Source organism: Flagellimonas sp. S3867 (assembly GCF_014698935.1).
Lineage (GTDB): Bacteria > Bacteroidota > Bacteroidia > Flavobacteriales > Flavobacteriaceae > Flagellimonas.
Map to the genome: position 1 here is coordinate 1,190,255 of NZ_JACVMN010000002.1, position 21,753 is coordinate 1,212,007.

The following is a 21,753-nucleotide window of genomic DNA, read 5'->3' on the forward strand; positions in this document are numbered from 1 at the left end:
AGTTTTAGTAAATTTTATTTGTTTCAGAATGTTTTGTTTGATTTTTATCTGCCAGCTTAGAGTCTGAAGTCATAACAAAAACCAGTTCTCCTCCATGGACAATTTCTTTGTGGGAAATGAAACTTCTATCCAATTTTTTTCCATTCAGGAAAACTGCTTCAACAAATTCACCGGTGCTGTCCTCTTTCTTTTTTACGGTGAATGTTTTGTTATTTCCTAATTCAATTTCTGCCTTTTCAAATAACGGAAGGCCAATATCATAAACTCCCTGAGCAGGATTTACGGGATAAAGTCCCAGGGAACTTAAAATATACCATGAAGACATTTGTCCGCAATCTTCATTGCCACAATGCCCGTTGGGTTCATTTTTGTATTGATTTTCCAAAATATTGCTAATGAGTTTTTGAGCTTTGGAAGGCTGACCCACATAATTGTATAAATAGGCCACATGATGACTGGGTTCATTTCCATGGGCATATTGACCGATCATTCCCGTACTGAACAAGGGCAATTTGTCTTTAGAACTTGGGGCATAGCTGAACATGGAATCCAATTTTTGCACAAAACGTTCTTTTCCGCCTGTTTTGGAAATAAGTCCTTCTGTATCTTGAGGAACAAACCAGTAGTAATGCCAGGCGTTACTTTCACAGAAATAGGGTGAATATTCCTTCGGAATAAACGGTTCAATAAAATCACCCTCAGGGTCTTTGGGCTGAAGCCAAGACCTTTTGGTGTTGTACAGGTTTTTCCAATTTTCAGACCGTTGCAAAAAATACGTATAGTCATCCATTTTTCCCAAATCCTTGGCAAACATGGCAATGCACCAGTCGTCATAAGCATATTCCATGGTTTTGGAAACGGACCAATTTTCATGACCTTCATCAACAGGAATAAACCCTTTTTCTTTATAAATATCAATTTGACGATCATCGACCATGGCACTTTCTTTGCAAGCTTTATAAGCAAGTTGCACATCAAAGTCGAATCCTTTAAAATAGGCATCAACAATTACGGGAACGGCATGGTAACCGATCATCATATTGGTTTCACTGCCCTGCATGGACCATATGGGAAGAATTCCAGTTTCAGTATAATGGGCCAAAAGTGATTTGACCATATCAGGCACTTTTTCAGGTTGAATTATGGTATAAAGTGGATGGGCAGCCCTAAAAGTGTCCCAAAGTGAAAAAGTGTCATAACGATTATAGTCGACTGCTTTTGCAATGGAATCCGTCCCATCTTTAAGCTTTCCATTAGCGTCATTTGCTGCCTTGTATTCACCGTTGCTATCACTGTACAACGTTGGAGCCAGCATGGATTGATAGAGCATGGTATAAAAAATGATCTCTTTGTTGGTGTCCTGAGATGTTATTTTGATTTTTTGCAGCTCCTTTTCCCAAATATGCTCTGCATTTTGTTTGATAGTTTCAAAATCTCCTTGCGCTTCAACTCGAATGGCCTTACCTGCAGCTTTTGAACTTACGGACGACAAACCTGTTTTGATCTGAATTTGTTCTCCCTCCGTAGTGCTATAATCCAAGATAATTTTTGAAGAGTTACCTTCTGAATCTAAAATAATTTCATTGGATTTGAAGGATTTTGAAAACTGCATTTCAAAAAATAGACGCTGGTTTCTGGCCCATCCAGTTGACATTCGATACCCTTGTAAAGTAGAGTCATTGATTACTTCAATGAAAGTGTCTGTGGGTTTGTCCCAGTTGAGGGAATACCCTAAATCGATATGAATTTGTGTATGCCTATCTTCTGGAAATGTGTATCTATGGACTCCGACTCGATTGGTTGCGGTCATCTCGGCTTTAATGCCATAATCCAACAAATCTACCCAATAATAACCTGGTGAGGCTCCTTCTTTTTCATGATTAAATTTTGAGTATGGTTTATAGTTATTCTCTGGAATACTATCCGAAAAACGACTGTTGGTTGGCATCACTAAAATGTCGTATAAATCACCAGCTCCTGTCCCCGTCAGATGGGTATGGGAAAATCCAGATATGATCGAATCTTGATAGTAATATCCAGCAATTCGGTCCCAACCTGGAATACCAATATCGGGACTCAGTTGTACCATCCCAAATGGGGTAGTGGCACCAGGATAAGTGTTGCCAGGACCATCTGTGCCAATAAATGGATTTACAAAATCAGTTATTTTTTTAACTGCATTAGCTTTTTGAGGTTGAGGTGAACAACCTAATGCTAAAATCAATAATCCCATACATGCGAAACTCAGCTTCATATTATCGATTTATACAATTAATTCACAGCGCTTGTTGACAGTTTGAGACGTATGATAGCTAGTTTTCATAGCTTTCAAACTTACCATCTTTGGTTATGGTCAAGAGTTTGTTGGTAAAAGGACTTTTTACCGAAAGAATGAACCCTTTTGTATACTTTTCGAGAATCGGAGCTATGTTTTTACTGAAAAGTTGTTTCGAAGGCCCTTGAAATCGACCATCAACTTTGTCCCATTCTATTTTTTGTTGATTTTCAGAAATCAAGTCGCGGTAAAGTTCATAGAGATACCATTTGATATGCTCATCCTTTGGTATCTCAAAATTGAATGGCGCACCGCCTGCTTCATTTTCTGAAAAATAAACATAACCCCACTTTTCTGGCTCGTGCATATTAATAACATATTGTGGTGACCAAACCCAATTATTTTCATGTAGAAAATCACCAGTTTTTGGGTCTTTCTTTCTTGAATATTTGCCGTCCGTGACATCAAAATCCCAATTCACCCTGGAAAAACCAACTCTCCAAAATTTATTTTTCGGTACATTGTTTTGATAGTACCCTGATCGTAAATCACTAAATGGAATGGCAATTTCTATAGACCATCCCTGATCAATATCTGAAGGGTCATTTAGGGTGCCTTGGACCGACACTGCAGATTTAAGCCCCAAAGCTTCCCATCCGTTTATGGTTTCGTTACCAGTGCGGTATGGAGCTGTCAAATATTGGTCCCAAACCGTATTTAAGACATTCCACTCCAACTCATAATACCCATGTACATCTGCTTCTGGGTCAAGAAAAACTTCAAAATCATTGTTATGAAAGATAATAGCATCATGCTCGGTAATGTCTCCCCACACATGTGGTTCGTTCAATTGCGCAAAGAAGTAGACATTATTTTCGTCCCAAAGCATTTTCATGCGGGTATCATATGTAGGTTTTTTCATTCCTTCAATATCAATAAACAAATCTGACCATGGAGCTTTCACCCATGAGGACTCGTTAGCCTTTCCGTCAATCAAAATTGAGTCTGTGGCCTTATATGCCACATAGTTTCTTGGTTTTTCTTGTGCACATAACATTATGCAACCCACGTAGACTAAAAAAAGAACTAGACTTATTAATTTTTTATGTTTTCCCACATTATCCATCTTTTCATTTTATAAACTATTTTCTTTAGTAAACTTCAATATTTCGGATATATGTCCGAAAGCTAAACCAACTACTGTATCAGCTGCTCCGTAGTAAATGGCTATTTTGTCCTCTTCTATAGAGTGCAAAGTGGCACAAGGGAAAACCACATTGGGCACGTCGCCCGTACATTCGTATGAAGTCTGCGGAGATAAAAGATAGGGTTGTGTTCTGTATTTCACCTGGTCTGGGTTGTCCTTGTCTAAAATGGCTGCACCCATAGAATATCTGAAACCATTACAGGTATTGATTACTCCATGATAGATCATCAGCCAACCTTCGTCTACCAAAATGGGAACAGAGCCCGCCCCGATTTTGGTACATTGCCAGGCACTATCCTCAAAAGGTGAAGCTTTCATTACGCAACGATGTTCGCCCCAATATTTCATATCTGGACTGTAGCTAATATAGATGTCTCCAAAAGGGGTATGTCCATTATCGCTAGGTCTGCTCAACATGGCATATTTTCCGTTGATTTTTTCCGGAAAAAGCACTCCGTTTCTATTGAAGGGCAAAAAGGCATTTTCACATTGAAAGAATTCCTTGAAATCAAAAGTGTACCCAATACCAATGGTTGGACCATGATATCCATTGCACCAGGTAATCCAATATCGATCTTCCAAAAAGGTGACACGGGGGTCATATTTGTAATCGGAATCGATCATTTGGGTGTTTCCAGCCTCAAATTCTATTGGTTTATGGTTGATGTCCCAATGAATTCCATCTTTACTGAAGCCAGCAAAAATGTTCATCTGCACTGCTTTATTGTCACACCTAAAAACTCCTGCAAAACCATCTTCAAAAGGAACAACGGCGCTATTGAAAACACTATTGGAGGTTGGAATTGCATCTCTTTGAATAATAGGATTATCAGAATACCTCCAAACAACATCTGAAATGTTTGCAGGTCTCTCTTGCCAAGGAATTGCGTTTGTTTTTGTTGAAACTTGATTGTTCATAGTCTATAAACGATGGTTAGAACTTAATTCGGAATTTTTTGAACCTTGTTCAACCAAGTGTACTTTAAAATTATGGAAGTTATAATAAATACGATCAAAGCAACAAGGGTTTTTGGGTAATCCCTAATCACCAAATAGATAGGTAACAAAATCATGCTGGATTGCCAGATGATCCCCACCAAGCAGTTGGCCATGTCCATCCAGAAATCATTGTTCTTTTCAAATCCTGAATCTTCCGATTTCAACTGATTGACCACAGGTTTCCACAATCCCCAGGGCTTAACTTCTTTGTAAAACGATTTCAGCACAGAAATATCTGTGGGTTTGGTCAAATAGGTTCCTAAATAGGAGCCTAATAAAGAAAACCCAAAAATGACCGGAAAAAGGTAAATGGCATGCATATGTGCGATGTTATACAGCAAATCCCCTTCCATAATATGGACTTTATTTTGATCTAGAATAAATTGAAGTGTTGCAACAACCAGTCCTGCTACCATTCCCCAGAAATATCCCCAGCCGTTGAATCGCCACCATACCCATTTTAAGAAATTGGCAGCAACATATCCACCATAAAGCGCACTGGTGATCCAAAGGGTGAGCGAATTGATGGAATCAGCAAAGAAGCCCATACATACGCCAAGACCAACCACAAAGAAAGAAGCAATATGACTTGCCTTAATGTAGTGCTTGTTGGAAGCGTGAGGCTTGAAGTATTTTTTATAAATGTCATTGACAATATACGCCGGACCCGAGTTTACGAATGCGGAGAAGGTCGACATAAAAGCGGCCAAAAGGCCAGCCAATAACAAACCTTTGATGCCTACCGGAACATGAAAGTTGATGACTTTGGGGAGAATTACCTCCAAATCACCACCAACAAGCCCGGGGTTTGCGCTCATGCTGGGAGCTAAAACCACTAAGGCGATAACGACGATTCCGGCAATCAATAAATATCTGGGAATATAAAGGACCAAATTGGTGAAACCACTCATATAGGCGGCCTCTTTTACGGTTCTTGTAGAAAGAATTCGTTGAAAGTCATAGCTTGGGACCGGTCCGGCAATGCTAGCGAAGAAACCTTTAAAAAGGGTCATTCCTATGAAAGCTCCGAACATTTTATAGCCTTCGGAGTCGATAAGATCGTTGAACGCTTGGAATTTATCACTCCAAATCATGTTTAATTCATTGCCAAAGAAAACATTCCTCCATTCTTCAGATATGATGGCATTGATTTCAACATCAGAAATGGCAAAAAAAGTATATCCTGCGACAAGGATACCAGCAATTACCATAATAATGTATTGAAGCACCTCAGTAGCTACAACTGAGAACATACCTCCTTTGATGGTATAAATGGTGGTCAAAAATATAATGATGAGCGCATAGGATTGTTCGGAGGTAAGCAAGAGAACGTCACCAAACTCCAAAGGAATATTCCAAGGCAATATAATGGTCAAAAATTTACCGATACCTTCAAAGAAATAGGCAATGAAACCAACTACTGAAATAATCGCGAATACCGCAACAATACTGTGTGAGGCCCTACCAGCTTTGCCATCACCAAAGCGAGTGAGAATCCATTCCGAACCTGTCATAATATTGGAACGCCTGATCCAAACGGCCAAGAACATCATAACAAAAATCTGGTTCCAAACCGGCCAGAGCCACATGAACATGAAGCTTTTTACGCCATATAGGAATAAGATACCGACCATCCAAGCCGTGCCCGAGATATCGAACATACCCGACCCATTACTTAGACCCAGATAATACCATTTAATATTGTTTCCGCCCAAGAAATAGGATTCGAGGCCTTTTGATGCTTTTTTAGAAACCCAAATTCCGATAAAGAGCGTCAGCAATACATAGATTGCTATGATTGAAATGTCAATTACATCCATATGTTCGTACAGGCCTTAGCTAAAGGCCCCAATTTTTATTCGGGTCTGAACCCATTTCAAATTCCAACGTACCGCCAGCCAAGATTTCATCATGGGTGATATAGGTGCGTTGCAATGACTTTCCATTTAGTTTTACTGATTGAATGTATTTGTTGATCGATGAGGTATTTTTTGCTAGAATTTCAAAATTTCTTTTCTCCGATAATGCTATGGTCGTTTTTTTAAACAGCGGACTTCCCAATTCGTATTGACCTGAAGCCGGATTCATCGGATAGAATCCAATAGCACTGAATATATACCAAGCCGACATTTGTCCGCAATCTTCATTGCCGCTCAAACCATCGGGTTGCGTGCTGTATTGGGTGTCCAGAATTTCACGAACCCAATATTGAGTTCGCCACGGTTTTTTAGCCTTGTTGAACAAATATGCAATATGGTGACTGGGTTCATTTCCGTGGGCGTATTGCCCGACCAATCCTGAAATATCTGCAGAAATATGATCACCTGAAATTTCCGATGTTTCCGTGAAAAGCTGCTCCAATTTTTTTGTGAAAGGCTCATCTCCGCCATGCAATTCGATAAAACCGGGAACATCGTGAAGCACAAACCAGCTATGCTGCCACGCATTTCCCTCGGTATAGTCGGTATGAAACCTGTGATTGGAATATTTTGGGTCAAAAGGCTCTCTCCAACTTCTTTTATCAGCAGACCTACCTCTCATAAATCCAGTTTCAGCATTGAACAAATGTTTGAACGCCTCAGAACGCTTCATGAAATAGGCATAGTCATCATCTTTTCCTAAAGCTTTGGCCATTTGGGCTACACACCAATCGTTATAGGCAAACTCCAAACTGATTGTAACGGATTCATCTAGTTCAGTATAGGGAATGAAGCCATATTCTTTGTACGGTTTCAATCCTCGAATATCGCCCATCATGGTATTGCGAACTGCTTCGTATGCTTTATCCACATCATAATTTCGAATCCCCTTTAAAAAAGCTTCAGCAAGCATGGAAACTCCATGGTTGCCGGTCATAGTATTGGTTTCGTTGGCATACAATGTCCAAACAGGAAGTCGACCTTGTTCTTCATAATAGATCAGCATAGATTGGATAATGCTATTGACTTTTTCGGGTTGAAGAATGTTCAACAATGGATTTTCCGCTCTAAAGGTGTCCCATAGGGACAGTGTAGAGAAAGCCTGCCAATTGTTAGCTTTTACAATGCTATCGTTCTGCAATCGAAATTCCCCGTTGGCATCGCTAAAAAGAACAGGGGCAATTTGTGTATGATAAAGTGCTGTGTAGAAAATGGTTTTTAAAGAATCTTGTGGGGTTTCTATATGGATTTTGGAAAGCAAGGTTTCCCATTGCTCACCAGAACTCTTTTTTGCATCATCAAAAGAAAATGATGCTCCATACAATTTCAAATTTTGTTTGGCATTGGCAATACTAACCGAAGAAACCGCAATCTTGAGTTCAACAGTTTTTAAAGAATCTTGGTTAAAAAAGAATTGCCCTCCAGTTTTTGTTGCTGACACCTCTTTGCTATTGTCCAAAACTTCTTGATCCGAAACAAAAACTGAATTTGTAATAGGTTCGGAAGACTGAATGGCGAAGAATACTTTTTGATTTTTGGCCCATCCTGTACTGTGGCGATACCCCGTTAAAAGGGTTTCGTTTTCCAGATGAATAGAACTTTCCGTTGGTTTGTCCCAGTTAACGGCGTATCCCAAATCAAGAATAAATGAAGGAGCACCTTCGGTTTGATAGGTATATTTATGAAAGGCCACATATGAATTCGCGGTCAGCTCAACTTTAATGTTCGGGTCGTCCAAGTTTACTTTGTAATAGCCTGGTGAGGCCATCTCCGAAGTATGTGAGAATTGAGAGGTATAGGGAAGGCTGTCCTTTGGGGTTCCAAATCGGGACACATCCACAGTATTGTTCGTTGGCATTAGCAGAATGTCGGCCAAATCACCAATTCCCGTACCGCTTAAGTGGAGCTGTCCAAATCCAGAGATGATGGAATCTGTAATATGATAGCCAGAACACCAATCCCATCCCCCAGTACCATTATCAGGGCTGGGCTGTACCATTCCAAAAGGGGCGGTAGGACCAGGAAAAGTATGTCCGTGGCCTCCGGTCCCGATAAATGGGTCCACGTAGGATATCAAGCGGTTTGGTATATCAGATTGCTTTTTTTGTTCACAGGAAGAGCCCATAAATAATACCGATAGCGCCAGGATGTAAAAGAATTTATCCATCTGCTCTCAGTATTGGTATTTTTTATACTTTTCCACAAAAAGCGTTTGATTTGATTGAATTAGCTAGGTAATAACTACGAACAGCCACTACCCTTAAAAGGGCTGAATCTATTGTATTCCTAAATATTTATAATTTTATCCCATAGAAGAATAAAATTAGACCAATAACCAGCCCTAAAAGCTAAACAACAGAAAAACCGCACAAAAAAACACCCGAAATTCCATGTACATAAATGACAAATTGGATGGGCTTTTAAATGCCGAAGTACCTCGACAATATCGCATTACATATAAGCATCATATTGTTTTTTGGTTTATTTATTTTGCTATCAATACACTGCGATGGGGAAGTGTGCACAACGATTTTTCCCTGTCCTTGAAAACAAACCTGATAGGTTTTCCTATCCACATTGCACTATCTTATTTCAATATCTATTTTTTGATGCCCAAATATGTGTATGCAAGAAAATATGTGACCTATGCCGCTTTGGTTATTATTTCTCTTTTTATAATGCTTTTGGTGAAATTTAACCTTACCTATTACCTGATAAGCACCAACGTAATGCCCGAAGGTTCGGGAGTAACAGATAGCATAACTTTTAACTATGCTATTACCACAATGATCGGAGAACTTTATGTGGTTGCTTTTGCAACCGCGATAAAGGTAACGGTGGATTGGTTAAGGGAAAATAGTAAACTACACGATTTGGAGAAAAGGCAATTGTTGACCGAGTTGAAGTTTTTAAGGTCTCAAGTTTCGCCACATTTTTTCTTTAATACGCTGAACAACATTTATTCCCTGACGCTTGAGAAATCAAATAAGGCACCGGAAGTTATTCTTAAACTTTCTGAAATGATGCGATATTTATTGTACGCTACCCGAAAACGTAAACAGGATTTAAGAAGCGAAATCGACTGCATTCAGAATTATATTGACCTAGAGCGAATACGTTTTAACGATACCCTGCAAATAGACGTCGGAATCTCTGGCGATATGGACAATAAGGTCATAGCTCCGATGTTGCTGGTTCCATTAATTGAAAACTGCTTTAAACACGGGGCCAGTAAAAATATTGGCGATATGCATATCTCGGTAGATGTGAGCGTAACGGACGAATTATTATATTTTAAAGTATCCAATACAATTCCTAAAAAAGATAATAAAAGCAAAGCAGAAACCAGTAGTGGGGGCATTGGGTTGTCTAACGTAAAAAAAAGATTGGAGTTGGGCTATGGTCCAGAGGACTACGATCTTTCTATCTTTGAAAAAGATAAGATGTTCCATGTTGATTTAAAACTTAAAGTGTGATGGAGTTACGGGTAATTATTGTGGATGACGAACCTTTGGCTATTAATGTGCTGAAAAACTATGTGGAACAGGTGAATCAACTTCAACTTGTGCAAACTTTTTCAAACGCCATTGACGCCTCATCCTTTTTACAGGAAAATGAAGTGGACATTATTTTTTTGGACATCAACATGCCCATTTTAGATGGGATGGAGTTCTTGAAATCGCTACATGTGATGCCTATGGTGGTAATTACCACAGCACACGAAGAATACGCCCTGAAGAGTTTTGAGCTAGAAGCCATTGATTACTTGGTAAAACCAATACCATTTCCTCGTTTCCTGAAAGCAGTCAATCGAATTATCAGCTTAAAGCAAGATGCTATAAAATCGGGAGGGTCAGCCAACGAACACCCAAGCATATTTGTAAAGGTGGATAAAAAGAAATTGCAAAAGATTTTCATCGATGAGATTGTTGTGGTTGAAAGCCTTAAAGATTATATTCGAATTAAGACTACATCAGCAAAATATATAATTCATAGAACCCTGGGAAGCTTTACAGATGAGTTGCCTTCGGATAAATTTATTCGTATCCACAGGTCCTATACCATCGCCATTGACAAGGTTGAAGCCATTGAAGGCAATAGTTTGGAAATAGACGGTATTAGGTACATTATTGGAAGAAGTTATTTAAATGAGGCGAAAGGCCGAATTTTAAAAGATGGAGCAAATTAAGACTTGTTTGTTCTCCGGTTGAATTGATAATGGCATAACTATATAGTTATCAATTCCTTCATTAGTCTTTGCTGCCTCGCTGTTGGTCGAAAAATTTTAACTTGTAGAAGTTTATCTGGGTAGTTTAAAGGACGAATTCGCTTAATACATCTTGACATGTTTGCCATTCCATTTTCAAGAAAAAAAATAGTCAGCATTGTTTTTCTGGTTTTCCTTATTGCTGCCGTGGTAGGATGCAAGGATGGAAAGGAAAAATATGTGGCCATGTCCGAGACCGGTTCCAGAGGTCAACTCCCGGACAGTGTAGACTTTTCTTTCCATATTAAACCCATCCTTTCCGACCGATGTTTTGCATGTCATGGTCCCGATAAAAATGCAATTGAGGGCGGACTATCATTGAACAAACCTGAAGATGCATATACAGCAATTGGTGAAAACAAAGATAGATATGCCATTGTTCCAGGGAATTTGGAAAAGAGTGAATTGGTTAAACGTATTTTCCAAGAGGACCCCAACCTAATGATGCCGCCACCGGAGTCCAACCTTAGCTTATCCGATTATGAGAAGGAATTATTGAAAAAATGGGTGGCCCAAGGAGCGGTTTTTAAAAAGCATTGGGCATTTGTTCCACCGGTTGAACCCAAAATTCCCGATGTTGAAGGGGATGATTGGAGTGAAAATGAGATTGATAAGTTCATTCTGGATAAATTAAAACTTAAAGGATTTTCGCCTTCTAACAAGGCAGCGAAAGAGCATTTGATACGACGGGCCTTTTTTAGTATAACGGGTTTACCTCCGGCTGTTGAGCAAGTGAATTCCTTTTTGCAGAACAATTCCGAAGAGGCATATGAAAAGATTATCGATTCTTTGCTGAACACAAAAGCTTACGCCGAAAATATGGCAGCCGATTGGATGGAAGTAGCCAGGTATGCCGATACTCATGGTTATCAAGATGATTTTGAACGGATTATGTGGCCTTGGCGCGATTGGGTCATACATGCATTTGATAAAAACATGGCGTATGATGAATTTGTAACCTATCAACTCGCGGGAGATATGTTGCCTAATGCCACTAAAGAATCAATACTGGCAACAGGCTTTAACAGAAACCATAAAATTACTGCTGAGGGTGGCGTCATTCCAGAAGAATATCGCATTGAATACGTAGAAGATCGCACCAATACCTTTGGTACCGCTTTTTTGGGAATCACAATGGAATGTGCACGCTGCCACGACCATAAATATGATCCGGTAAGTCAAAAAGACCATTTTCAATTATTCGGATTCTTCAATAATTTGGATGAAGATGGACTTATGCCTAGTGCACAGGCCATTCCGAAACCATATATGGCGGTAACCAAACAAGATGCTGAGGGAATTTTAAATTTTGTAAACATGACCAATGTTTCAAAACCTAAAATTGATGTTATGGTCATGCAAGATATGCCAAACCCAAGAGAGACGTTTGTTTTGAATCGAGGCGTTTACGATCAACCAACAGATCAAGTATTTCCAGGAACACCAGATGATATATTACCCTTTCCAGAAGAACTTCCAAGGAACAGATTGGGACTTTCACAATGGCTATTTCACGAAAAAAATCCGCTAACCGCTAGAGTGGCCGTAAACCGCATTTGGCAACGTATGTTCGGAAAGGGTTTGGTGGAAAGCTCGTATGATTTCGGTAACCAAGGTGCGCTACCTTCGCACCCTGAGTTATTGGATTTCTTGGCCATCAAGTTTCGAACAGAAGGTTGGGACATTAAACAGATGATGAAATACATGGCCTTGTCCGCTACCTATCAACAAAGCACAGAAATTTCCAAGGAAATGAACGAAAGAGACCCTGAGAACACCTATTTGGCTAGAGCTCCCCGTCTGCGATTAAGTGCCGAAATGATTCGAGACCAAGCGCTGAAAATAAGTGGACTTTTAAATGCCGAAGTAGGTGGACCAAGCGTAAAACCATACCAACCTGAAGGCATCTGGGAAGAAACCACTGGAGGAGGTGGAGGCAGTACGGCAACCTATGTTCAAAGCTCAGGAAAAGATCTTTATCGAAAGAGTCTGTACACGTTTTGGAAAAGAACCGTACCCCCACCGAGCATGATGACATTTGATACATCATCAAGAGATTTATGCACCGTACAGCGACAAGAGACCAATACCCCACTTCAAGCTTTAGTACTGTTGAACGACCCACAGCTTATTGAAGCAGCGAGGGCACTGGCCATAAAAACAATGGGCGCCACAGGGCAAGATGTCAATGATCAAATAAGTTTTATTTTCCAGAGTGCAACCTCTAGAAAACCTAAAGAAGAAGAACTCACTATTCTGAATGACCTATATAACGCATCTTTAGACAGAATTAAAACTGGCGAGGTAATTCCAGAAGAATATCTTTCTATTGGTGAGTCTGTAAGTTCAGAAGATATTCCGGCCGATCAGTTGGCGGCTTTGGCTTTGACAGCCCACACCATTTTAAATTTGGACGAAACCATATCAAGAGGATAACATGGGAGAAAAGAAAATATTAGCCGACAATGCCCTCAACCTGAACCGACGTGCATTTTTAGGAAAATCTGCCCTTGGAATCGGGGGGGCCGCTCTGGGAACGCTGCTAGGTTGTAATTTTTATCGGAAAGAAGGGGAGTTGATGGTGAAGGCAGACAATCCGATGGGAATAAAAGGGATCCTTACCTCACCCCATCATCCTGCAAAAATAAAACGGGTGATTTACTTATTCCAAAGTGGGGGACCTTCACAACATGAGTTGTTTGACTACAATCCACTGTTGAACCAAAGAAGGGGAGAAGATTTACCTGAATCGATTAGAAATGGGCAACGATTAACGGGAATGACATCTGGACAAGATAGTTTTCCATTGGTCGGATCTAACTTTGAATTTAAGCAACATGGAAAAAATGGAACATGGATAAGCGATCTGTTGCCATATACGGCCAAAATGGCAGACGATATATGCATTGTAAAATCGATGTTCACAGAAGCTATTAACCATGATCCAGCAGTAACCTTTTTTCAGACAGGTTCGCAACAACCTGGCCGACCAAGTATTGGGTCATGGCTGAGTTATGGACTGGGAAGTGAAAATGAAAACCTTCCCTCGTTTACAGTATTACTATCAAGAGGAACAGGTAGACCAAACGGACAACCTTTGTACACCCGACTTTGGGGCAACGGTTTCTTACATTCATTGCACCAAGGGGTTCAATTTAGGGCTGCAAAAGACCCTGTTCTTTATTTGAATGATCCCAAAGGTATTTCCAAAGAAACCAAAAGAAGTATTCTTGACAATCTGGCTGAACTCAATGAAAAGCAGTATCAAGAATTTGGCGATGAGGAAATTCAGAGTCGAATCGCTCAGTATGAAATGGCCTATCGTATGCAAACATCTGTACCTGACGTAATGAATACTGAAAAGGAGCCAGATTACATTTATAAGATGTATGGAGCAGAGGCGAAGATTCCAGGAACCTATGCTGCGAATTGTCTTTTAGCAAGAAGATTGGCCGAACAAGATGTACGTTTTATTCAATTGTACCATATGGGTTGGGATCAGCACGATAATTTACCGGGGGCAATTGAGAAACAAGCAAAAGATACAGATCAAGCATCCGCAGCCTTGGTGGCAGACCTCAAACAACGGGGAATGTTAGAAGATACTCTGGTCATTTGGGGAGGAGAATTTGGCAGGACCAATTACTCCCAAGGAGTTTTGACGGACGAAAGCTACGGAAGAGATCATCATCCAAGATGTTTCTCCATTTGGTTGGCTGGTGGCGGTATCAAACCCGGAATTGTCTATGGTGAGACCGATGATTTTGGATATAACATTACCGAAAACCCTGTTCATGTGCACGATTTTCAGGCAACCTTATTGCACTTGTTGGGAATTGATCATGAAAGGTTAACCTACAAATATCAAGGCCGAAGGTTTAGACTCACTGATGTGGAAGGACATATCGTAAAAGATATTTTGGCATGATGAAACGCAGAAAATTTATCGAGCAAAGTAGCTTGGCGGGAATAGGTCTCGCTTCAATTGGAACCATGTCTTTTTCTTCTGATTCTCTAAAAGATGCCATAATTGGGCATGGGGATTATAAATATAAAGTTGACCTGAATTGGGGGAAACTCAACAGTGAACGTTTTCCGGTTCAGGACTGCCATGAAATGGTTCAGGACGCTAAGGGTCGAATCATTTTGTTGACGAATCATACCCAAAACAATGTGCTCATTTATGATAAATCAGGAAAGCTTCTGGATTCTTGGGGAACTAATTACCCAGGGGCTCATGGACTCACTTTGCATGACGAAAACGGAACGGAATTTTTGTATATCTGTGACAATAATCGGCACGAAGTCATAAAAACCACCTTGGATGGAAAAGTGATGCAGGTATTGCCATTTCCAAAGGAAACTGGAAAATATCAGAAGAAGGAAGAATACATTCCTACCGAAACCACTATAGCCGACAACGGAGATATTTACGTAGCAGATGGATACGGAGCCCAGTACATTACACATTACGATGCCAAGGGCAATGTCAAAAATGTGTTTGGCGGTCCAGGAGATGAAGATCATCTTTTTAATAATGCCCATGGTATTTGCATTGATGACCGAGATGCTGCCAACCCCACACTTTTGATTACCGCTCGCCAGCAAAACAAGCTAAAACGATTTTCCTTGGCGGGAGAATATTTGGAAACCATCGATTTACCCGGAGCCTATATTTGCAGGCCAGTAATTCATAACAAACAGGTGTATTTGGCAACTATTTGGTCGGGGGATGGTTCAGAAGGAACCGGATTCATTTCCATTCTGGATGACAACAACAAGCTGGTTTCCGCTCCGGGAGGAAGTACGCCAACCTATCAAAATGGAAATTTAGAACCCATGCACCAATCGCTGAAAATATTTAGGCATCCACATGATGTGTGCATCGATGAAGATGAAAATATCTATGTTGCCCAGTGGAATTCTTGGAACACATATCCCATAAAACTATATCGGGTATGATCAATACATTGGTTAGTTTGATTTTTTTGAGGCCACAAATCCGCAGTTTTATTTTGATGGGATTTTTTTTAATCTTAATTGGTGCCTGTCAATCAAAAAAGGTGGAATTTTTAAAGGCGGAGGAGATACAACTGGCACCGCCAATGATTAGCGTGGACTCCTTACTGTTTAATGAAACGGCACATATAAAATTATTTAGAGGAAGTGATGAAGCTGATATAAGATTCACTTTGGATGGTAGCGATGTCACTTCAAATTCAACTAGCTATACTGCACCAGTAACAGTTTCAGCAACCACACATTTGAAAGTAAAAGCATTTCATCCAGATTTTAATACCAGTGAAATAGAAGAGCGAACTATCATTAAGATGGCCAACGATATTTCAGGGTCAACTATTTCAATACAACCAGAGGCTCATGAAAGCTATAAAGCGGCTGGCCCCAACACGCTTATTGATGGCCGAAAAGGAGAATTTAACTTTAGAAGCGGAGATAGATGGCTGGGATTTCAAACCAATGAAACAGTGGTCAATCTTGAATTTTCAGAAGCCATATCCATGGAAAAAATATTGGTTGGAATGTTGCAAGATCACGGGTCGTGGATTTTTCTTCCAGATGCCATTGAAATAAAGGCATCAAACAAATCTATTGGGAGATTGAAGCTTAAACCCTTCAAAAATGGCGATAGCAAGAAAATGGGTTTTACGGAAATTCCTGTGGAAAAAGGAGAATACGACGAAATAACCATAACCATCCATGCTTTAAATGAAATTCCGGAATGGCATCCCGGCAACGGAACCCTGCCGTGGACATTTGTAGATGAAATTTTGATTGAATAACCAACCGAAAAACGAAACATGCAGTTAGGCAATTTACACCCCTTATTTGTCCATTTACCTATTGGTATTTTGATTCTGGCCTTTCTTATGGAGCTCTATTATAAAAATAGACCTGACCCAAAGGATAACGGAACGGTTTTGTTTGCATTGGGAATAGGTTCGTTAAGTGCATTGTTTTCTGTTGCATCTGGATGGTTTTTAGGTGATGGCGGAGGATATGATGAAACCTTGTTGTTCAATCACAGATGGATTGCCGTAGCTTTTGCGGTGGGAAGTTTATTGCTCTATTTTCTTAAGAAATCGAATGGAAAACAAGCTCAACGCGCTTATTTTCCTGCTTTCATAGTGGTTTTGGTGCTTTTGACATTGACAGGGCACTATGGTGGTAGCCTCACACATGGAGAAGACTTTCTATTTCAAGAAGAATATGAAAAACCTGTAATTGAAGATGTGGGCAAAGCCATGGTTTTTTCGGAAATCGTACAACCTGTGCTCCAACAAAAGTGTGTTAGTTGTCATAATCAAGGGAAATCAAAAGGAGAATTACTTCTAACCTCAAAAAAGGAGTTGCTTGCAGGAGGAGAATCGGGTTCACTATTTGATTCACTGGAGGTGCAACAAACATCTCGCTTTATGCACCATCTTAAACTGCCAATAGAAGATGAGGCCCATATGCCTCCCAAAGGGAAAGTGCAACTAACTTCAGATGAAATGCAATTGCTTGAATGGTGGGTTCAGAATCAGAATTGTTTCGATTGCGTGACCAAAGATTTACCACGAACAGCAAAATTGGATGCTATTTTAGCTTCTTTAGAAAAAGATACTTCCACGAGGGCGTTGATTGCCGAAAATGTTGATGAGGTTCCCTTGGAATTTATTGCTCTGCTTGCCCAAAATAAAATGTCAGCACAACTTGTTGCTGAAAATATGCCCTTGATTTCCGTGAATTTCATGAAACGCAAAGATGTTTCCGAAGCTGACTTTGATCTCTTGAAAAAGTATAAAAAAAACGTTGTGGGAATGAACTTGGGGTACACCAATTTTAATGACACACTTGTAAAACAACTTAAACCGTTTAAAAATCTCACCAAACTTCAATTGCAGCAAACTGATATAAGCAATGAAACGGTTGAACAACTTGCGAAGTTTGATAATTTGGAATTTATAAACCTTTTTGGGACAGAGCTAGATGATTCGGCATTAGAGACATTGGCAAAATACCCAAATCTGAAAACACTCTTTATTTGGAGAACCAAAATGACCGAAGAAGGGATATTGGCATTCAAAGGTCAAAGTGATAATGTAAGGGTTCAGGGCCAGATTGCCGACAGTGTTTTTGCTGCTAGCTCGCTTTCACCACCTACCATATTGGCAGATAATGAAATATTCAAAGATTCGGTTGAGGTATCTATTGAGCAATTTTTTGAAGGCGCAAAAGTGTATTATGTTGCTGAAAATGCAAAAAATGACACCCTTCCGAAAGAATATGCCGGACCATTTTATCTTAATGAAACAACTACTTTAAAGGCATATGCCACTTTGGAAGATTGGGAACCCAGTGAACCAAGTTTTGCCAATTTCCTGAAGAGCAAGGCACAAATTAGCGAGGTGTCACTAGTGAGGGCACCACACCCGAAATATGCAGCAAAAGGTGGAAAAACTTTAATGGATTTAAGACGGGGCACAACCAACTTTGTGGATGGAAACTGGTTGGGCTTCGAGGCCCAACATATGACGGCGACCATAGAATTTAAGGAACAAACCGTGGTCTCAAATGTTTCAGTGGGCAGTCTCTCCATTCCCAATAATTGGATATTCTTTCCTGTGGGCTATACCGTTTGGGGCTCTGAAGATGGAAATACCTTTAGCAAGATTAAAACAGTAAAAGTGGGCATTCAAAAGCCGTCGGTAATCATAGAACGAAAGGCGTACAATATTGATTTTGACCCAAGACCTCTAAAAAAGGTGCGACTTTTGGTGGAAAGTCCATTGAAGAATCCGGATTGGCATGCAGTTCCTGGGGGAAATAGCTTTATTTTCTTGGACGAGCTGGTGTTTAATTAAATATTACGGAAATATAGCATACTCCTTCTGTTGTCCATTGGGCAGATTTTCCTTGGTAATAATCTCTATTGGTGATAAAATCTCCGATTGAGGTGGAGTTTTATACAACAGAAACTTCGAAAGACTGCTCACCGAACGATACCCTTGTTGAAATGGTTTTTGTGAAATCAAAAAAGTGATTTTGCCATCGATAAGCGCTCTGGAATTATGATCGGTAATGTCAAACCCAATCAGATATGGAATTCTTCCTCTCATACCTTCAATGTGCTTGGCAATAATATGTGCTCGACTATTGGGCACAAAAATTCCTTTGATTTTGGTTTGTTTCTGTAATAGTGAAGCAATTTTCTCGGTAAACTTTTCGGCATCCCAAAAATCCTCTACTTCAATTTTGTGGTTGGTGTTGTTTAACTTTTGTTCTTTGAAATAATGGTCAAACCCCTCTATCCTTTGCGATATATTGTTGACGTTGGAAAGGTTGGGTCTTGAGTGGACAGTCAGGATATGATCATTCTCATTTAGGCAAAGTTGCATAAGCTTGGCCGCAAGATAGCCACTTTTAAACGAATCTTGCCCAACAAAACAAAGATTTTCATGACCAGTCAATGCGATATTCAAAAAGATGAAAGGAATTTCCTTCTTCAAAAGTACCTTGGTAAGTTCTTTGGTTTCCTTTTTAAAAGTGGGAACAAGAACAACTCCTTGTGGATTGGTTTTTAACAATAATTCAAAAGAAGCTACATATGATTTTGGGCTTTTTTGGTCAAAAGAAAACGTTTTGACATCCACCCCAAAACTCATCACTTCTTCCTTAGCTTTTTGAATACCTTCCAGCGGGTTTTTCCAAAATTGGTTTTCCTCATCATGATTTGGTAACAAAACAGCGATAGTATACTTCTTTTTCATGGCCAAGGATTGGGCAATACGGTTGACCTTGAAATCATGCTCCTTTAAAATTTGACGTATCCGTTGCGCTGTTTTTTCAGAAACACCTTTTCTGTTATGTATGACCCGGTCCACAGTTCCGGGAGATACATTGGCAAGTTTGGCTATTTCTTTAATAGTGATCATGTGCTGAATAAAGCCGTTAATATACAACCTTCAATAATTTTTTGCCCTCTGAACTTGTATTATGTGAGATGAATTTATATTTTTATCGTGTGCGCACACGAAATCAATCAAAATACGCAAAACAATAAGTTTGTGAAATCAATTTTCGACATAACAAATAAGGTTGCCGTAATAACAGGAGGCACCGGAGTTTTGGGTAGCTCTGCAGCTTTGAGTCTGTCAGGAGCTGGTGTTAAATTGGTTGTACTCACAACAAGCAAGCAAAAAGGCGCAGAACTGGAGAAGACCATTAGGGATAATGGGGGAGAAGTAATATTGTTAGAAGGAAATGTATTGTCCAAAGCTTCTATGGAAGAGGTTCGGGATGTTGTTTTGGAAAAGTTTGGAAGATTGGATATTCTTCTTAACGTTGCTGGAGGGAACATGCCCGGAGCTACCATTGGTCCAGACCAAACCATTTTTGATTTGGAATTGAACGATTTCAACAAAGTGACTGAATTGAATCTGAATGGCACAGTGATTCCTTCATTGGTATTTGGCAAGGTGATGGCAGATCAAGGGTCGGGAACAATTATCAACTATTCCTCGATGGCAGTTCCAAGGGTACTCACCAGAGTTGCGGGATATTCCGCTTCTAAAGCCGCAATGGAGAATTTCACCAAGTGGATGGCAGTCGAGATGGCAACAAAATTTAGTGATAAGATTAGGGTCAATGCCATAGCACCTGGCTTTTTTATTGGAAACCAAAACAGAAACTTACTTCTTAATGAAGATGGCTCTTATACGGAGCGAGGCGCAGATATCATCAGAAATACACCTATGGGTAGATTTGGGGAGCCGGACGAACTTAACGGAGCATTGCATTTTCTATGCAGTGATGCATCAAAATTTATGACCGGAGCGGTGATTCCAATAGATGGAGGGTTCAATATTTTTAGTGGTGTATGAAGGAGTTGCGCATGAAACAAACCTGGAGGTGGTACGGTCCAAATGACCCGGTTTCTTTGTTGGATATCAAGCAAACTGGAGCCATGGGAATTGTAACGGCTCTGCATCATATTCCTAATGGGGAAGTGTGGCCTGTTGATGAAATCATGAAACGGAAAGATACCATTGAATCTCAAGGATTGGAATGGACTGTTGTTGAATCAGTGCCTGTTCACGAAGACATCAAAACTCAAAAAGGAAACTTTCAACAGTACATAGAAAACTATAAGGGGAGTATTAGAAATTTGGCAGGTTGTGGTATCAAGATAATCTGCTATAATTTTATGCCCGTTTTGGATTGGACCCGCACCTCATTGGATTATGAAATGCCAGATGGGTCCAAAGCCCTACTCTTTGAAAAGAATGTTTTTGCTGCATTTGATTTATATGTGTTGCAAAGACCGGAAGCTAGTAAAGAATATTCGAAAGAAGAACGAGTAAAGGCAAAATCTACATGCGAATTAATGAGCAGAAAAGATATTGCCAAATTGACCAAAAACATTCTTGCAGGATTACCCGGTGCAGAAGAGGAATATTCGTTGGAAAGCTTTCAAGGCATTTTAGATACGTATAAAGGACTTTCAAAAACTAAGTTGCAAGAGCATTTGGTTTATTTCCTTTCAGAAATCGTTCCGGTTGCTGAGGAGGTTGGGGTACTATTGTGTGCACATCCTGATGATCCACCATTTCCAATTTTGGGCTTGCCAAGAATTTTGAGTACTGCTGAAGACTACCAATATATGTTCGATAAGGTTCCATCCATACATAATGGAATAACTTTCTGTACAGGATCTTTAGGAGTTAGAACGGACAATAATTTGTCAGAAATCTTTAAAAAATTTGCGCATCGTGTTCATTTTCTGCATTTTAGAAACACAAAACGCACGGAAAAAGGAGATTTTTACGAAACGGACCATTTGGGTGGCGATACAGACATGTATGAAATGATAAAATTAGTGCTTTTAGAACAACAAAGACGTTTGAATGAAGGTCGGAAAGACACAGAAATACCTATGAGACCAGATCATGGGCACCAAATGATAGATGACCTTAAGAAAAAAACGAATCCTGGATATTCCTGTATTGGAAGATTAAGAGGATTGGCGGAGTTAAGAGGATTGGAAATGGGAATTGCTAAATCCCTCATGAATCAATGAGAATTC

Annotated in this window: 15 protein-coding genes; 9 read left to right on the forward strand and 6 right to left on the reverse strand. The window is 39.9% G+C overall.

The window, feature by feature from the left end; translation table 11 throughout:
- Positions 1 to 4 precede the first annotated feature (4 nt).
- The 5 genes from IAG46_RS13055 to IAG46_RS13075 form a co-directional block, all read right to left on the reverse strand.
- Complete coding sequence (locus IAG46_RS13055; protein WP_223826704.1) at positions 5 to 2,233, reverse strand: GH92 family glycosyl hydrolase; 2,229 nt, start codon at positions 2,231 to 2,233, stop codon at positions 5 to 7.
- Positions 2,234 to 2,312: 79 nt separating this feature from the next.
- On the reverse strand, positions 2,313 to 3,401 hold the full coding sequence (locus tag IAG46_RS13060) for a carbohydrate-binding family 9-like protein (RefSeq protein WP_190810789.1): 1,089 nt from the start codon (positions 3,399 to 3,401) through the stop codon (positions 2,313 to 2,315).
- Positions 3,402 to 3,410: 9 nt separating this feature from the next.
- Positions 3,411 to 4,400: a glycoside hydrolase family 130 protein gene (locus IAG46_RS13065; RefSeq protein WP_190810790.1), complete on the reverse strand. Its 990-nt coding sequence runs from the start codon at positions 4,398 to 4,400 to the stop codon at positions 3,411 to 3,413.
- Between the two features lie 23 nt (positions 4,401 to 4,423).
- On the reverse strand, positions 4,424 to 6,301 hold the full coding sequence (locus IAG46_RS13070; protein ID WP_190810791.1) for a sodium:solute symporter family protein: 1,878 nt from the start codon (positions 6,299 to 6,301) through the stop codon (positions 4,424 to 4,426).
- 19 nt (positions 6,302 to 6,320) lie between these two features.
- On the reverse strand, positions 6,321 to 8,567 hold the full coding sequence (locus tag IAG46_RS13075; protein WP_190810792.1) for a GH92 family glycosyl hydrolase: 2,247 nt from the start codon (positions 8,565 to 8,567) through the stop codon (positions 6,321 to 6,323).
- A 223-nt stretch (positions 8,568 to 8,790) separates the two neighbouring features.
- Here IAG46_RS13075 and IAG46_RS13080 point away from each other — a divergent pair, with 223 nt between their 5' ends.
- The 7 genes from IAG46_RS13080 to IAG46_RS13110 all read left to right on the forward strand — a co-directional run bounded on the left by IAG46_RS13080 (position 8,791) and on the right by IAG46_RS13110 (position 18,532).
- The gene (locus IAG46_RS13080) at positions 8,791 to 9,876 is read left to right on the forward strand and encodes a sensor histidine kinase (protein WP_190810793.1); all 1,086 of its coding nucleotides are present in this window, start codon (positions 8,791 to 8,793) and stop codon (positions 9,874 to 9,876) included.
- The gene (locus IAG46_RS13085) at positions 9,876 to 10,589 is read left to right on the forward strand and encodes a LytTR family DNA-binding domain-containing protein (protein ID WP_190810794.1); all 714 of its coding nucleotides are present in this window, start codon (positions 9,876 to 9,878) and stop codon (positions 10,587 to 10,589) included. Before IAG46_RS13080 ends, IAG46_RS13085 begins: the two co-directional genes overlap by 1 nt.
- A 156-nt stretch (positions 10,590 to 10,745) precedes the next feature.
- Entirely contained in the window at positions 10,746 to 13,103 is a 2,358-nt protein-coding gene (locus IAG46_RS13090) for a PSD1 and planctomycete cytochrome C domain-containing protein (protein WP_190810795.1), read from the forward strand.
- A 1-nt stretch (position 13,104) separates the two neighbouring features.
- A complete protein-coding gene (locus IAG46_RS13095) occupies positions 13,105 to 14,595 on the forward strand; it encodes a DUF1501 domain-containing protein (protein WP_190810796.1) in 1,491 nt (496 codons plus the stop codon).
- Complete coding sequence (locus IAG46_RS13100) at positions 14,592 to 15,629, forward strand: 6-bladed beta-propeller (protein ID WP_223826680.1); 1,038 nt, start codon at positions 14,592 to 14,594, stop codon at positions 15,627 to 15,629. Before IAG46_RS13095 ends, IAG46_RS13100 begins: the two co-directional genes overlap by 4 nt.
- A gap of 101 nt (positions 15,630 to 15,730) precedes the next feature.
- Entirely contained in the window at positions 15,731 to 16,468 is a 738-nt protein-coding gene (locus IAG46_RS13105) for a chitobiase/beta-hexosaminidase C-terminal domain-containing protein (RefSeq protein WP_190810797.1), read from the forward strand.
- Between the two features lie 18 nt (positions 16,469 to 16,486).
- Positions 16,487 to 18,532 (forward strand): DUF2231 domain-containing protein, encoded by a 2,046-nt coding sequence (locus tag IAG46_RS13110; RefSeq protein ID WP_190810798.1) that lies wholly within the window; start codon positions 16,487 to 16,489, stop codon positions 18,530 to 18,532.
- A 3-nt stretch (positions 18,533 to 18,535) separates the two neighbouring features.
- Here IAG46_RS13110 and IAG46_RS13115 read toward each other — a convergent pair whose 3' ends face one another.
- Positions 18,536 to 19,603 (reverse strand): LacI family DNA-binding transcriptional regulator, encoded by a 1,068-nt coding sequence (locus IAG46_RS13115; protein WP_190810799.1) that lies wholly within the window; start codon positions 19,601 to 19,603, stop codon positions 18,536 to 18,538.
- A gap of 132 nt (positions 19,604 to 19,735) precedes the next feature.
- Here IAG46_RS13115 and IAG46_RS13120 point away from each other — a divergent pair, with 132 nt between their 5' ends.
- Positions 19,736 to 20,551: an SDR family oxidoreductase gene (locus tag IAG46_RS13120; protein WP_190810800.1), complete on the forward strand. Its 816-nt coding sequence runs from the start codon at positions 19,736 to 19,738 to the stop codon at positions 20,549 to 20,551.
- A gap of 11 nt (positions 20,552 to 20,562) precedes the next feature.
- Positions 20,563 to 21,747 carry a mannonate dehydratase gene (uxuA, locus tag IAG46_RS13125; protein WP_190810883.1) on the forward strand — a complete coding sequence of 395 codons (1,185 nt, stop codon included), beginning with the start codon at positions 20,563 to 20,565 and terminating at the stop codon, positions 21,745 to 21,747.
- The last annotated feature ends 6 nt before the right edge of the window (positions 21,748 to 21,753 follow it).

Bases quoted from the DNA above. Each gene is read 5' to 3' on its own strand.
- uxuA (WP_190810883.1), top strand. From the start codon at position 20,563: ATGAAACAAACCTGGAGGTGGTACGGTCCAAATGACCCGGTTTCTTTG.
- IAG46_RS13080 (WP_190810793.1), top strand. From the start codon at position 8,791: ATGTACATAAATGACAAATTGGATGGGCTTTTAAATGCCGAAGTACCT.
- IAG46_RS13055 (WP_223826704.1), bottom strand. From the start codon at position 2,233: ATGGGATTATTGATTTTAGCATTAGGTTGTTCACCTCAACCTCAAAAA.
- IAG46_RS13085 (WP_190810794.1), top strand. From the start codon at position 9,876: ATGGAGTTACGGGTAATTATTGTGGATGACGAACCTTTGGCTATTAAT.
- IAG46_RS13095 (WP_190810796.1), top strand. From the start codon at position 13,105: ATGGGAGAAAAGAAAATATTAGCCGACAATGCCCTCAACCTGAACCGA.
- IAG46_RS13090 (WP_190810795.1), top strand. From the start codon at position 10,746: ATGTTTGCCATTCCATTTTCAAGAAAAAAAATAGTCAGCATTGTTTTT.
- IAG46_RS13070 (WP_190810791.1), bottom strand. From the start codon at position 6,301: ATGGATGTAATTGACATTTCAATCATAGCAATCTATGTATTGCTGACG.
- IAG46_RS13060 (WP_190810789.1), bottom strand. From the start codon at position 3,401: ATGGATAATGTGGGAAAACATAAAAAATTAATAAGTCTAGTTCTTTTT.
- IAG46_RS13100 (WP_223826680.1), top strand. From the start codon at position 14,592: ATGATGAAACGCAGAAAATTTATCGAGCAAAGTAGCTTGGCGGGAATA.
- IAG46_RS13075 (WP_190810792.1), bottom strand. From the start codon at position 8,567: ATGGATAAATTCTTTTACATCCTGGCGCTATCGGTATTATTTATGGGC.
- IAG46_RS13115 (WP_190810799.1), bottom strand. From the start codon at position 19,603: ATGATCACTATTAAAGAAATAGCCAAACTTGCCAATGTATCTCCCGGA.
- IAG46_RS13110 (WP_190810798.1), top strand. From the start codon at position 16,487: ATGCAGTTAGGCAATTTACACCCCTTATTTGTCCATTTACCTATTGGT.
- IAG46_RS13065 (WP_190810790.1), bottom strand. From the start codon at position 4,400: ATGAACAATCAAGTTTCAACAAAAACAAACGCAATTCCTTGGCAAGAG.